Annotated in this window: 13 protein-coding genes; 3 read left to right on the top strand and 10 right to left on the bottom strand. The window is 35.9% G+C overall.

The window, feature by feature from the left end:
* Positions 1-59: 59 nt before the first annotated feature.
* Positions 60-740, bottom strand: coding sequence for a lysoplasmalogenase (locus LCF45_RS02345; protein ID WP_002029577.1), 681 nt, complete (start codon positions 738-740; stop codon positions 60-62).
* A 124-nt stretch (positions 741-864) separates the two neighbouring features.
* Positions 865-1,815, bottom strand: coding sequence for a DMT family transporter (locus tag LCF45_RS02340; RefSeq protein WP_263894504.1), 951 nt, complete (start codon positions 1,813-1,815; stop codon positions 865-867).
* Positions 1,816-2,180: 365 nt separating this feature from the next.
* On the opposite strand from LCF45_RS02340, the gene LCF45_RS02335 reads away from it, so the two are divergent.
* Positions 2,181-4,106, top strand: coding sequence for a heavy metal translocating P-type ATPase (locus LCF45_RS02335; protein ID WP_263894503.1), 1,926 nt, complete (start codon positions 2,181-2,183; stop codon positions 4,104-4,106).
* A 181-nt stretch (positions 4,107-4,287) separates the two neighbouring features.
* Here LCF45_RS02335 and LCF45_RS02330 read toward each other — a convergent pair whose 3' ends face one another.
* Genes LCF45_RS02330 through LCF45_RS02320 form a run of 3 tightly spaced genes read right to left on the bottom strand, consistent with a single transcriptional unit; the run spans position 4,288 to position 6,196 of the window.
* Positions 4,288-5,157 (bottom strand): YihY/virulence factor BrkB family protein, encoded by an 870-nt coding sequence (locus LCF45_RS02330; RefSeq protein WP_002125008.1) that lies wholly within the window; start codon positions 5,155-5,157, stop codon positions 4,288-4,290.
* A 5-nt stretch (positions 5,158-5,162) separates the two neighbouring features.
* Entirely contained in the window at positions 5,163-5,678 is a 516-nt protein-coding gene (locus LCF45_RS02325) for a DUF4075 domain-containing protein (RefSeq protein WP_002125007.1), read from the bottom strand.
* A gap of 53 nt (positions 5,679-5,731) precedes the next feature.
* Positions 5,732-6,196 carry a low molecular weight protein-tyrosine-phosphatase gene (locus LCF45_RS02320; RefSeq protein ID WP_002125006.1) on the bottom strand — a complete coding sequence of 155 codons (465 nt, stop codon included), beginning with the start codon at positions 6,194-6,196 and terminating at the stop codon, positions 5,732-5,734.
* Between the two features lie 175 nt (positions 6,197-6,371).
* Here LCF45_RS02320 and LCF45_RS02315 point away from each other — a divergent pair, with 175 nt between their 5' ends.
* The gene (locus LCF45_RS02315) at positions 6,372-6,596 is read left to right on the top strand and encodes a DUF1128 domain-containing protein (RefSeq protein ID WP_002010236.1); all 225 of its coding nucleotides are present in this window, start codon (positions 6,372-6,374) and stop codon (positions 6,594-6,596) included.
* Positions 6,597-6,788: 192 nt separating this feature from the next.
* On the top strand, positions 6,789-9,455 hold the full coding sequence (locus LCF45_RS02310) for a cation-translocating P-type ATPase (protein ID WP_078203968.1): 2,667 nt from the start codon (positions 6,789-6,791) through the stop codon (positions 9,453-9,455).
* Positions 9,456-9,643: 188 nt separating this feature from the next.
* Here the strand turns inward: LCF45_RS02310 and LCF45_RS02305 are convergent, their stop codons facing one another.
* The 5 genes from LCF45_RS02305 to LCF45_RS02285 all read right to left on the bottom strand — a co-directional run bounded on the left by LCF45_RS02305 (position 9,644) and on the right by LCF45_RS02285 (position 14,595).
* Complete coding sequence (locus LCF45_RS02305) at positions 9,644-10,726, bottom strand: toxic anion resistance protein (protein WP_002029585.1); 1,083 nt, start codon at positions 10,724-10,726, stop codon at positions 9,644-9,646.
* Between the two features lie 18 nt (positions 10,727-10,744).
* The gene (locus LCF45_RS02300) at positions 10,745-12,376 is read right to left on the bottom strand and encodes a YceG family protein (RefSeq protein WP_016121411.1); all 1,632 of its coding nucleotides are present in this window, start codon (positions 12,374-12,376) and stop codon (positions 10,745-10,747) included.
* Positions 12,377-12,486: 110 nt separating this feature from the next.
* Positions 12,487-13,278 carry a TerC family protein gene (locus tag LCF45_RS02295; RefSeq protein WP_059037950.1) on the bottom strand — a complete coding sequence of 264 codons (792 nt, stop codon included), beginning with the start codon at positions 13,276-13,278 and terminating at the stop codon, positions 12,487-12,489.
* Between the two features lie 73 nt (positions 13,279-13,351).
* Positions 13,352-13,930, bottom strand: coding sequence for a TerD family protein (locus LCF45_RS02290; RefSeq protein ID WP_002010227.1), 579 nt, complete (start codon positions 13,928-13,930; stop codon positions 13,352-13,354).
* An 80-nt stretch (positions 13,931-14,010) separates the two neighbouring features.
* Positions 14,011-14,595 (bottom strand): TerD family protein, encoded by a 585-nt coding sequence (locus LCF45_RS02285; RefSeq protein WP_002124998.1) that lies wholly within the window; start codon positions 14,593-14,595, stop codon positions 14,011-14,013.
* Positions 14,596-14,597 lie beyond the last annotated feature (2 nt).

Genomic DNA, 14,597 nt, shown 5'->3' with positions numbered 1-14,597 from the left:
CATAGCAATAAAAAAGATACTCTCAAAATAGTCTATCAACTATTTTTGAGAGTATCTTTTTATAATCCTACATATACAATACACATCTGCGCTGCGACATATGTAAACCAAATCCAAAGCGGTTCATACTTCAGTTTGCGCCCTCCGATATCTGTCACGCCGATAATAAAATCAGAAATCACAAACAGTAAACCACCAAGTGCTGGTATCCACCATATTCCTATATTCTCGTAATATAAGGCGAATGCAAAACATGCCATTCCTCCAACCCACAAACCGTAAATTAGAGCGCCTATTGTAAAAAGTTTGTCTTGTTTTTCATTTCGAATAAAGAAAAACCACCCTATAATTAGAAAGAGTCCGTATACGAATAAACCGATCCAAAAACCATTCCATGAAATACCTGTTTGTAAAAATGCTTTCACATAGAAACAATGTGCAAGAGCGAAAGTAACCATTCCTCCAATTAATCGATGACCAATTGGAATTAATCCTGCCATAAATAAATCCCCTACAGTTGATAAAGTCATACCGAGTGCAACCCACGTACTGTACTCAGCCGATGGATCTTGTAACCATATCCAAATTGCACTTCCTGTTAAAGAAAAACTAAGAATAAGACGAACTGCTAAAGGTAACGGCATATTATTTCTCGTTCTCTTCGTCTGTCCTATTGCATAAATTGCTCCCATTAAAAAAAGAATAATTTGCCCGACTAACACAATGTAAAGTACATTCATAATATGTTCTCCTCAATAAATGCTTTATTCTATACTTTTTTCGTTACATATATCACGTTCTCCTTTTTCTATGTAAAAAAAGAAGAACAATACTGTTCTTCCATTTTAATCGTTTTTCTGTTCTCTATGCTACTTGTTTTTTTTGCTCAACTTTCTTTTTAACCGGGTTACGATTTACTACAATAATTCCCGCTGCGACACATGCTAAACCAAATAGTACAAAGGAATGGATTGCTTCCCCTAAAATTAGACTTGATAGTAGCACACCAAACACTGGTATAAAGAACATATACATCGAGACTTTCCCTACTTTGTTATACTTCATAATTGTATTCCATATACAGAATCCGGCTGCTGATAAGAACGATAAATATAAGAGCATAAGTATTGCATGTAGATTAAATGTGAATGGCATCATTCCAACTTGAAATGCACCTATACATAGCAACCCAATTGATCCGAAAATCATCTGATATGCTGTCATATACCCAATATCTAATGTTTTACTACCTTCTTTCGCTAATATGTTTCCATACGAATACATCATGGCTGCCCCAAGAAGTAATAAGCTACCTATTCCAAAATGAAATGATAAACTTCCATCACTCGGTACATTCACTAAAATCACACCGCAAAAACCGATAGCTACTCCAATTACTTTTCGCCTATTTAGAGCATCATCTTTATATAAAAAGTGTGCGAGTAAAATTTGAAAGAATGATGATGTTCCTGAAATAATCGCTCCTTCAATTCCTGAGCTGTAACTCATTCCAATATAAAAACATATATATTGAAGAAAAGTTTGAAACAAGCCAATTTGAACTAACTGCTTTCCTGTTCCTTTTTTGAACTTCATATCTTTTCCTAACGCTTTAAAAAATAATAAGAGCATTACACCAGATAAGAAAAAGCGATAGCCAGCAAATAATATTTGTTCCCCGACTTCTTGTGGCTGAATTCCAAGTTCAGCATAGCTTAATTTAATAAAGGGAAATGCGCTTCCCCATAAAAATGTTGCTACTATTGCAGCAATAAACACGCCAATCGGATGGGTAAAAAATTTCTCTGTCTTCAACTTGATGTCTTCCTTTCCGACCTTTTTATGAACAATATTCATATATACCAAAGGAAATGCGAAAACACAAGTTTTCAGTTTATCCCGCTATTCGCCGGGCAGTAAAAGCCCGATTGGCGAGGGCTAATAATCAGCGTGGGATGAACAAAACCCCCACTAATTAAAGTTTCACTTTATACTAAAACAAAAACATATCATCTAAGAAAAACATATGCTATACTATAGAATAACTACAACATAATAACTATTAAAATCAGATTCAACAGAAATGCTGCTATCCATTATGGATGGCAGCTTTCGTCGTTTTATAGGGGTTTCGATTTTGATTCTTTTTCTCAATAAGAATTCGGAAGGAGCGAGTATTAATGAACGCAGAAGTAAAAACATTACAAGCACAAAAAGATATTTCTCATCCCTCTTTATGGGATACATTAAAGAAACATTATGAACTTATATTTGCAATCACATCTGGTATTTTTATTTTAGCTGGTTGGTTATTCACAAAAAATGATGCAATAAGTGCAGGTATTACTTTCTATATCCTTGCTTATGTAATTGGAGGATTTGCAAAAGCGAAAGAAGGTATTGAAGACACAATTGAAGAGAAAGAGCTAAATGTTGAAATGCTCATGATTTTTGCAGCTATCGGTGCCGCAGTTATCGGTTACTGGGCAGAAGGTGCTATTTTAATCTTCATCTTTGCATTAAGCGGTGCAATGGAATCTTATACATTAAGTAAAAGCCAAAAAGAAATTTCAGCGCTTCTTAATCTACAACCGGAAGAAGCATTACGTATTTCAACTGGAACCGAGGAACGTATTCCAGTTGGACAATTACAAATTAACGATATTATTTTAATTAAGCCAGGTGAGCGTGTTCCTGCTGATGGCACAATTCATAATGGTGAAACAAATATTGATGAAGCAGCTATTACAGGAGAACCTATTCCGAATGAGAAAAAATTCGGCGATGAAGTATTTGCCGGCACTGTAAATTTACGTGGTGCTATCGAAGTTAAAATTACGAAGCCGAGCGATCAAACATTATTCCAAAAGATTATTCGTCTCGTTCAAAGTGCACAAAGCGAAAAATCACCATCACAACTATTCATCGAAAAATTTGAAGGAACATACGTAAAAGGTGTGCTGCTCGTTGTTGCGCTTATGATGTTCGTTCCTCATTTCTTACTTGATTGGAGTTGGAATGAAACGTTTTATCGCGCTATGATCTTACTTGTAGTCGCTTCTCCTTGTGCTCTAGTTGCAGCTATTACACCAGCAACTTTATCAGCAATTTCAAACGGAGCGAGAAACGGTATTCTCTTTAAAGGTGGTATTCATTTAGAACGTCTAGCTTCAGTAAAGGCGATTGCCTTTGATAAAACGGGAACATTAACACAAGGAAAACCTACTGTAACAGATGTATATGTTCGAGAAGGCATAGCAGAAAGTGAAGTACTTTCTATTACAGCAGCGATTGAAAGTCACTCTACACACCCTTTAGCAGAAGCGATTGTTAAATATGCAAAACATGCTTACGACATTACGATAAAAAAACCAGAAAACGTTGAAGATGTAACTGGTTTTGGATTAAAAGGAATATTAGAAAACAAAGCTTATAAAATTGGTAAAGCTGATTTTATCGGAGAAGAAATAAAAACATTTCATAATGGCATTTCTGCTTCACTTGAAAAAGAGGGGAAAACTGTCGTTTATATTAGTGATGAGGATGGTATTCTTGGACTGATTGCTTTAAAAGATACCCTTCGCCAAGAAACGATAGCGGCTATTCGTGATTTGCAAAGCATTGGTGTCGAAGCAATCATGATTACTGGTGATAATGAAGAAACAGCAAAAGCAATTGCCAATGAAAGTAATATAAAAGAATATTACTCATCATGTTTACCGGAAACAAAAGTTGAAACGATAAAGCAGTTAAAAGAAAAGTACGGCATAGTCGCCATGGTTGGAGATGGTATAAACGATGCACCTGCCCTCGCTACTGCTAGTATTGGTGTTGCAATGGGTGAAGGAACAGACGTGGCATTAGAGACTGCAGACGTTGTTCTTATGAAAAACGAATTATCTCGTCTCTCTCAAGCAATCCGTTTATCAAAACGAATGAACCGTATTGTGAAGCAAAACGTTATCTTCTCTTTAGCTGTCATTGCAATGCTGATTTGTTCAAATTTTTTACAGTTTTTAGCGCTTCCCTTCGGTGTTATTGGACATGAAGGAAGTACCATTCTTGTAATTTTGAATGGCTTACGATTATTAAAAGGAAATAATTAAAACGGGTCCCTCATAAAGGACCCGCTTTTTTTAATGGTAGCTATTGTGACCGTTCGCACTGCTGCTCGTTTTATGCTTTGGATGCGAACTGCTCTTTTGTTTGTTATTTTTATTATTGTGGTTCTTTTTATTATTACTCATGAAATATCCCCCCTGTTCCCTTTTATTATGGAACAAGAGCTCATTTTTCATTACGGGAATTATTGTCACCCGTTCTATAATGATGGAGTAAACCATTAATTTCACCGCCAAGTAAAATTACCCATCCAGTTAAGTAAAACCATAACATTAAAATAATAATACCACCGAGACCACCATATGTATTAGCGTAATTTGCAAATTTATCTACATAATAGGCAAATGAGTACGATACCACAATCCATCCTATAGTAGCAAATAACGCCCCTGAAACAACTTCTCTTCTCTTTAACTTACGATCAGGCGCAAATGTATATAAAAAGCTAAACAAAGCGATTAAAACGAAGAAACTTGCTACTAAACGTGTAATGCTCCAAACATAAGAAAAACTATCCGATAAACCAATTGCTTTAAACACGGCTGCCCCAATCACTTGTCCAAATACTGGGACGATTAGTGCAAACACGATCATAAAAATTATTGCTAACGTGAACACGATAGATAAAGCTCTTGTTTTAATAAAGGAGCGTGTTTCTGTTACATCATAAGCGCGGTTAAAAGCATTCATAACCGCATTAACACCATTTGAGGCAAACCATAACATCGATAATAGACCAAATGATAATAAACCACCATTTTGCTGATTTACAACTTTATCTACATTTACCTCAATTAAGTTCATCGCATCATCTGGTACATAAACCTCTAATAAACTAAGCACATCCTCTGTTTGAATGGGAATAAAGCCAAGAAGCGTAATTAAGAAAACAAGCCCAGGGAAAATCGCAAGCAAGAAGAAATAAGCGAGCTGTGCTGCTAAGCCCGCTACATCATCGCGCATCGTCCGGTCATATAAATCTTTCCCAAACGAAAAAGTGCGATTTCTTTTTGCTTTTTCTAGAAATTTTCTCATATTTTTTAGACGCTTTTCTTCTCTTCTTTATTTTGCTTTAGCTCAATGTATGCTTCAGTTTTTTTTTCCTCTGCATTTGAGTCCTTCATAAATAATTCACGCGCTTCTTTCATACCACCATCTTCAGCTACCACTGGCTCTTCTTCTGCTTTAAGCTCATCTACCTTTGGAGATACAGCTTGAATTTCAATCGTTTCCGGCTTTTCTACTGGCACAATCTTTTTCTTACTAAACATTTCTTTCGTTTCTTTTAACGTTTCTACAACAGACGGCGTCAATTTTTTAATTTCTGCTACTTTCGCTTTCACTACATTGAAATCAGCAAGTTCGCGTCCTTTATCTGTAACAGTTTGCACTTTTTCTTTTATCTTCGCATTTTCACCAATCTCAATCATCTTTGTTTTTGCTTTTTCTGCCGTATTTTTTACTTTTTCACGGTTTTCTTTCTTTAACATAGATACAGCTACACCTGCAGCTACACCAATCGCAATGTTTCGAGCAATATTATTTTTCTTTGCCATATTCCTTCACCCTTTCATTTCTTATATTAGAAAGTATTACTTTCTAAGCTTCCTCATATTCCTTGTTCATTTCGAATGAAAGCTAATAGCTTTACACACCCTTCTGTTACAAGGTCATACACTTCTTGGAAGTTCCCTGTAAAGTAAGGGTCAGGAACGTCTGTCCAGCCACCGTCTGGAACAAAATCGGACAGCCTACCAATATAGCCTCCAGTTTTACCAAAACTTTTTAAATCCGCTATATTCTTGTTGTCCATGGCAATAATATAATCAAACTTTGTTAAGTCTTCTTTTTCTACTTGCCGTGCTTTAATTCCTTCAAAAGAGACTTCATTTTCTTTTAAAATTTTTTGTGTTCCTTTATGTGGTGGATGACCAATATGCCAATCTCCAGTTCCTGCAGAATCAATGACAATTTTCTCTTCGAGTCCCTCTTTTACGACAAAATCTCGAAAAATTGCTTCTGCCATTGGAGAACGACAAATGTTCCCAAGACAAACAAACAATACTCGGACCATATTTTTGTTTCTTCCCTTCTTGGTGCATTTCTTAATATATATCTATAGTATAAGCAACCAATTATTAATTATAAAGGAAATCCCTACTAATTTAATAGGATTGAAAAGTTTCATTAACGAAAATGATAAAAAAATGTTAAGATAACCTTATGTTATTTTAAAGGGGGACACTTCGGTGGATTTATCCGTGAAATCAGAAGCAAACGTTGAATATATGGTAGAAGCTATTAAAGAAAAATTACGCATGGTTAATGCTGGAGCAATGAGAGCTGCTAGTTTTAACGAAGAAATGTACGAGGACTTACGTGACATTTATGAGCATGTTATGAAACGTGAAACATTCAGTATTAGTGAAATGCAAGCTATTACTGAGGAACTAGGTACATTAATTAAAAAATAACAAAGAGCCTCACGTATGCGAGGCTCTTTTAATTTCAACAAATTCATGACAACTCTTCTCTTTTCCTCATCACATTCTAAAATACTGTACAATGAAAGTAGAATCTCACCTTAGATTTTTTCTCCATACATACTACTCTAAAAAAATTGCCACACTACCATTGCTAACTGTTTTTACTGGGGGTGCTTACTTATGAGCAATTGGTACAGTAAGACGAAAAATCAAACATTAATCGACCTAGAAACAAATGAACAACACGGTTTAACAGATGAAATCGTAAATGAACGTTTAAAGCAATATGGTTATAATGAATTAGCTACCAAACAAAAACGTACTTTATGGCAACGCGTTTTCGCCCAAATTAATGACGTCCTCGTATATGTCCTTATTATCGCTGCCCTTATTTCCGCCTTTGTAGGTGAATGGGCTGATGCAAGTATTATCGCGCTCGTTGTAGTTTTAAATGCCGTTATCGGTGTAATCCAAGAATCGAAAGCAGAACAGGCTTTAGAATCATTGAAAAAGATGGCAACACCTAAAGCTATCGTAAAGCGAGATGGTGAACTAAAAGAAATTCCATCTGAGCACGTCGTTCCAGGTGATATCGTTATGCTTGATGCTGGGCGGTATATCCCCTGCGATTTACGCCTTATCGAAACTGCAAATTTAAAAGTTGAAGAATCTGCTCTAACTGGTGAATCCGTCCCTGTCGATAAAGATGCAGTCTACCACCCTTCCATGCAAAGTGATGAGCAAGTACCATTAGGCGATCAAAAAAACATGGCATTTATGTCGACGTTAGTAACGTATGGACGTGGCGCTGGTGTTGCTGTTGAAACTGGGATGAACTCACAAATTGGCAAGATTGCTACCCTTTTACATGAAGCAGACGATGATATGACACCACTTCAAAAAAGCTTAGCACAAGTAGGAAAATATTTAGGTTTTGTCGCTGTAGCTATTTGCGCTATTATGTTTCTCATCGGTTTTTTACAAGGACGAGATACTTTGGAAATGTTTATGACTGCAATTAGTTTAGCTGTTGCAGCCATTCCAGAAGGCTTACCAGCTATTGTTTCCATCGTTCTTGCAATTGGTGTTCAGCGTATGATTAAACAAAACGTTATCATTCGTAAACTACCAGCTGTTGAAGCTCTCGGTTCTGTCACAATTATTTGTTCAGATAAAACAGGTACATTAACTCAAAATAAAATGACCGTTACTCACTTTTATAGTGATCGCACATACGACCAGCTAGAAAATTTGAATATAAATAATGATGTACACCGTCTATTATTAGAAAATATGGTTTTATGCAACGATGCCTCTTACAGTACCGACTCACAAACAGGGGATCCTACAGAAATTGCCCTTCTTGTTGCCGGAAGCTCTTTTAACATTCAAAAAGATCATTTAGAAAATAAACATGAACGTGTTAACGAATTACCTTTCGAGTCTGATCGTAAAATGATGTCAACTGTACATACGTACGATGAAAGCTACTATAGCATGACGAAAGGTGCAATTGATAAACTTTTACCTCACTGTACCCATATCTTTATAAATAATAAAATTGAGATCTTAACAGATTCTGATAAAAATCAAATATTAGAAGCTGCCGGGTCAATGTCACAAGAAGCCTTAAGAGTACTTTCATTCGCATATAAAAGATACGATTCAAACGATGTGAATATAAATCACCTCGAAGAAAATCTTATCTTTATCGGTCTTGTCGGTATGATTGATCCACCACGCACAGAAGTAAAAGATTCAATTACAGAATGTCAAAAAGCTGGTATTCGCACAGTTATGATTACTGGTGATCATAAGGATACCGCCTTTGCAATTGCCAAAGAACTTGGTATTGCTGAAGAAAAATCTGAAATTATGATTGGAACTGAATTAGATACCATTTCAGATACAGAACTAGCAAGTAAAATTAATCACTTAAATGTATTCGCTAGGGTCTCTCCAGAACATAAAGTGAAGATTGTAAAAGCATTACGTGCTGAAGGAAATATCGTTTCCATGACTGGTGACGGTGTAAATGATGCTCCTTCTTTAAAGCAAGCAGATGTTGGAGTAGCAATGGGAATTACAGGAACAGATGTCGCAAAAGGCGCAGCAGATGTAGTTTTAACAGATGATAACTTCTCATCTATTGTGAAAGCTGTTGAAGAAGGAAGAAATATTTATCGTAATATTAAAAAGTCTATTCTCTTCCTACTTTCTTGTAATTTCGGCGAAATTATAGCTCTCTTTTTAGCTATTTTACTCGGCTGGGCAACACCACTACGCCCGATTCACATTTTGTGGGTAAATTTAATCACAGATACACTGCCTGCATTATCACTCGGTGTTGATCCTGAAGATCCAGATGTGATGAAGGAAAAACCACGGCATGCGAAAGAAAGCTTATTTAGCGGTAGCGTTCCTTTTCTTATTTTCAATGGGGTTGTAATTGGACTTCTTACTTTAACAGCCTTTATCGTTGGGGCAAAGCTCTATACAGGAGATACAAATTTATTTCCTCTCTTCCCAGACCAAATTGATGAAGACGCGCTATTACACGCTCAAACGATGGCATTTGTCGTTCTTAGTTTCTCTCAACTCGTTCATTCATTTAACTTACGTTCAAGAACGAAATCAATTTTTTCAATTGGGATATTTACAAATAAATATTTAGTCTTCTCACTTCTAATCGGTGTTCTTATGCAAGTGTGTATTATCTCCATCCCACCTCTTGCCAATATATTTGGTGTGCATGCATTAACAATGCGAGATTGGGGATTTGTTCTCTTATTAAGTATCATTCCGCTTGTTGTAAATGAAATCATTAAATTATTTAAGAAAAAATAAAAGGCAATGAGGACTGTTCCTCATTGCCTTTTATTTTATTCCGCTATTTGCCGTGCAGTAAAACTCCCACCTCAAAATTCGGCTGGAGCAAAAAAGTTAGGTGGGAGCCCTGCTATCCGTAAACGCCCGATTGGTGTGGGCTAATAATCAGCGAGAGATGAACACCCCCCACTGATTAAAGTTTCACTTTATCCTTGTAATTCTTTTTTGATGTTCTCTGTTAATGTAGCCATGCGCTTGCGGCTTTCTTCACGCTCACGTTTATTTTGCTCTTCAATTTGTTGTGTTTCTTGCATACCTCTTGAAATAATGTTCCAAGTTTCCTCAAGTGTTTCCATCTTAATACTAGAAGAACCTGATAATCTCGCTACTTCCACACTTTGAGTTGCGATATTTTGTGCATTTTTCTTAAGTAATTCATTTGTACGGCGATCAAGTTCAGCCATAGAGTCCGCAACAAGCTTTTGACGTTTCGCATTTACCGCTTGAATGATACCATTTTTAAAGATAGGAATCGTTGTAATAAATGCTGTATTGATTTTACCGATTAATTTATTGTTACCGCGTTGAATCATACGAATTTGTGGTGCTGTTAATAGAGCAACCATACGTGCTTTTTCTAAATCATCAATACGTTGTTCTAAAATTTCAACAGAGTTTTTAAGCGATTCTAATTCAATACCCGCTAACTGATCATTATTACGTATGCGCTCTTCGTACATCGGAACTAACTCTGTATTTAAACGCTCTAATAACATTTCCCCTGCTACTACGTATTTTTCTAAGTCTAAATAATACTTTAAGTTTTGCTCATATAAACCATCTAACGTACCAATTGATTTTTTCATTTCATCTTGATACTTCGTAATTTCTACGTATACTTTATCCATTTCGCGACCCATCGTCTGATACTTACTAAAGATTTGTTCAATCATTTTATCTGCTTTTTTGAACATACGTGAGAAGAAACCACTTTTCTCTTCCGCAAAGTCTTTACTATCAAATCTATCCATAATTTTACCAAGCTGTTTTAATAATTCACCAGAGTCTTCTACTTTCGATAAAGACATTGTATGTAAAATTTGATCAGCGAAACGTGAAATTTCCATAGAAGGTTCTTTTCCGAGTTCAATTAATTCTAATTGATCTTTAATGTCTACTGCGTTATAAATACGTTGCACTTCTGCATCTTGTCTAAGTTGCAAGCGAACATCTTGTGCGGTTTGCTCATTCAATTCTGTTTTCGAATCTAGTACGACTGGGTTATTCATATGGTAGTCTCCCTTTCCTTATAAAAATGGACGAAATAGTCCTTTTATTGTTTGTGATAAATTTTTATAGGCTGATGAACCATGAAATTCAAGATCGAAATTAACTTCTTCAAGCCAATGTGAATCAAATGCTCCTGATTCAATATACGGTTCAATATCGTTTCTCCCCGTTGGATTAAAGTGGAATACATCTACTCCAATTTGATTTAAAAATAGTAATAACACAGCATCAGAACGACTTAATTCTCCGCTCTTCTCATTATTAAATATAACAATTTTCGGTACTTCTTGCGAATAATCAAATTTCTCAAGCTGCTCTAAAATGTTCGGTGGTATTTGAGAGAGTTGTGCGAAAACATACAGTGCTACATCTTGTTTCGTCTCTTTCGCAATTGGTTTACACATTTCACTTTCACACGTATGGATGATTGCTTCTGCAATACCATGTTGTAATCCTTCTGGTAATCGCTTATGTGGCCACCAATGGCTGTTCATAATTAAATCCGGATGTAACTTCCCTGCGCGGTCCAATGCATCTCGATAATGATATTGGAAATTCGCTTTTTGTTCTTTCGTAAACGGGAATGTATTAATCAAGAAACTGTTATCAAATGATGTAACAGCCTTTAATCGCTGAAAATATTCTTTATCATTCTTTGAAACACCTGATATTTTTGCAAATAAAGAAGGAATATAAATATGCTTATTTTCAACAAAGAATGTTGGACGTACAAATGCCTTTTCTTTCGTAATTAAAAAGAGTTCATCGTACGTCGTTTTGAGCGTACGGGCTACAGGTGTATACGAACGGAATTGCCACGGTTTGTATAATAATGAATTATCGTGGTGAAGTACTTGCTCGATTTCTTTTGAAGCTTGATAAGCTACCGTTGCGACGCGTTCACGACGCCGATCAGGAAATGGTTCCAATGAAATACGGCCTGAATGAGATACGACAAAGGTCTTTCCTTCCTCATCTACACTCTCAAATCCATCTTTTCCTTCTGGGTGATAATAAAGCACATCGCAGCCGAGCATAATAAGAAAGTATAAGAAATATATACGACTCTCCGTCGCATCACCGTACCAAACGATACGCGGCATTTGTTTCTTATAATTAATCGTAGAGAACCACTTCGCTACGTAATTTTCACTTAATTTAATCATATCGATTAAGAAACGCCGGAATCCTTCTGTTTTTAAAGATTGATTATGTTGTTTCTCATACAATTTCAATACAGAAATAAACGTCGTATGTATATAATGCTGTAAATCAGGATTGTCTACTTGCGGTAATAGTTGTTTTCCAGACAAATGTGCTACAAGCCTATTTACTGTAAGTCCATTCGGCGCTTCTTGATGTAATGCAAAAACTTCTTGAATATGGCGCAGTTTTTCGGGATCAATCACCTTATTTAAATTTTGTTCATGCAAAACCTCGATCCCTTTTGCTTCATTATAATCAAATAGTTCATTGAAATATTCATCTACATCATTCGGAACACCAAGAATGCGACTTGCTATATAACTAAATTTCATCTCATTCTCTGTCAGTTCATATTGTGGGCGTTTTTCTAAATGCGCTTCAAATTGCTTTAAATCTGATTCATCTTTTAATGCACATGGTTGAAGTGTAAAACGTGAAAACACAACAGTTCACCTCCAAAAACATTTACGTTTTTTATAAAGTCTCTCTTCTATTATAAACTATTTTTAGTTATAAAAAATGGGCGCTCGCATAACGAGCAAACCCATTTCAATTATTTATGTTCATTTTTAGTAGCTGCAACTTCTTCTTTAGCTTGTCCAGAATTCTTCATGTAGTGAAGTATAAATGTTGCTCCAAACGCTATAACTAAAATAATAAAGAACAGCGTATGACTTACTTCAATATGAATGACAGACAGTAGCATTTTTGCTGCAATAATTAAGATTAAAATATATGCTGTCGTTTCAAGTTCTGGAATACGCTCTAACAATTTTAAGAATACGCCAGCAATACCGCGCATCATTAAAATACCGAGCATTCCACCTAATAGTAAAATCCAAACTTCATTCGATACACCAAATGCAGCAAGTACACTATCTACAGAGAATGCGATATCCATTAATTCAACCATCGCAACTGTCCCCCAGAAGACACCGAACATTCTGAAGAGAATACCATTTTGGTTCATACCATGAGCTTCCTCTTCTTCTGCATTACCTTTTCTTTTATCAATGAAGTATTTAACTGAAAGCCAAGCTAAGTAAAGTGCACCTAACACTTTTACCCACCATAATTTAATTAAGAACATTCCGATTCCAATTGCAATAAAACGGAATACATAAGCTCCAATAAGTCCATAGAATAATGCTTTTTTTCGTTTTTCTTCTGGAAGATGTTTTACCATTACCGCTAACACAAGTGCATTGTCAGCAGATAATAACCCTTCAAGTACAACAAGTGTACCTATTAACCCCCAAGATACTGGATCTTGTAACACTTTAATCCACATGTCCAAGTCGAAAAACTGAGCATACGTATCAAGGATTCCTTGCAAAATACTCATCTTACCTTTATCCCCTATTCTTTGCTAGATTTATAGAAAGGTCAAAAAAAGGAAACGAATACCGTTTCCCTTCTTATGCATCCAAGCCATACGCTCTTACAAGCGCACCTAATCCACCTTGGAATCCACTTCCTACTGCACTAAACTTCCACTGTCCATTATGACGATATAATTCACAAAAGACAACTGCTGTTTCAATGGAGAAATCTTCCCCTAAATCAAAACGAAGAACTTCTTCGTTTGTTTCTTCATTTGCTAAACGCACGAATGCATTTGCAACCTGTCCAAAGTTTTGATTACGGCCTTCTCCATCATAAATTGTAACTGTAATAGCAATTTTATGAACATCTGCTGGAACCTTTTTCAAATCGACAACAAGTTGCTCATCATCACCGTCACCTGCACCTGTACGGTTATCTCCTGTATGTAAAACTGATTCACAAGGAGACTGTAAATTATTATAGAAAATAAAATCAGTTTCCTTCGTACATTTCCCGTTCGCATCTAATAAAAAGGCAGATGCGTCTAAATCGAAATCAGATCCACCATCATAAGATTTAATATCCCATCCAAGACCAATTACTGCTCTTGATAAACCTGGGCTTGTTTTAGCTAAATCTATTTTCTGTCCTTTTTGCAATTGAATAACCATATATTTTCACCTCTATATTTTAATTTCAAAAAATATATCCATCAGTAAATACGCGTTTCACCGATGGATATATAAATCTATTACTCTACATCTAAACCAAAGTTATTACATAGAGAACCTAATCCACCTTGGAATCCACTTCCGATTGCATTGAATTTCCATTCACCTGCGTGACGGTATAATTCACTTACTACTACTGCAGTTTCAATAGAGAAATCTTCTCCTAAATCGTAACGAATTAATTCTGCATTCTTTTCTTCATCCATAATGCGTACGAAAGAGTTAGAAACTTGTCCGAAGTTTTGGCTACGGCCTTCTCCATCATAAATTGTGATTGTGAAGCAAATACGCTCGATATGTGCAGGAACATTTTTTAAGTCTATTTTAATTGTTTCATCGTCGCCTTCACCTGCACCTGTACGGTTATCTCCTAAATGCTCTACAGCACCATTCGCACCTTTTGGATTATTATAGAAAACGAAATCCTCTGCTCCTGAAACTTTACCGTTAGCACCTACTAAGAAGATACTAACATCTAAATCGAAATCGCTCTGTCCGTCATAACGATTCGTATCCCAACCAAGTCCTACAAGAACTTTCGAAAGACCTGGATTTGTTTTTGTTAAGTCTACCTTTTGTCCTTTTTTCAATGAAATTGATGCCATAT

It is taken from the genome of Bacillus sp. 41-22 (assembly GCF_025809295.1).
GTDB classification, from domain to species: Bacteria; Bacillota; Bacilli; order Bacillales; family Bacillaceae_G; genus Bacillus_A; species Bacillus_A mycoides.
This window is presented reverse-complemented; position numbering and strand designations above follow the sequence as displayed.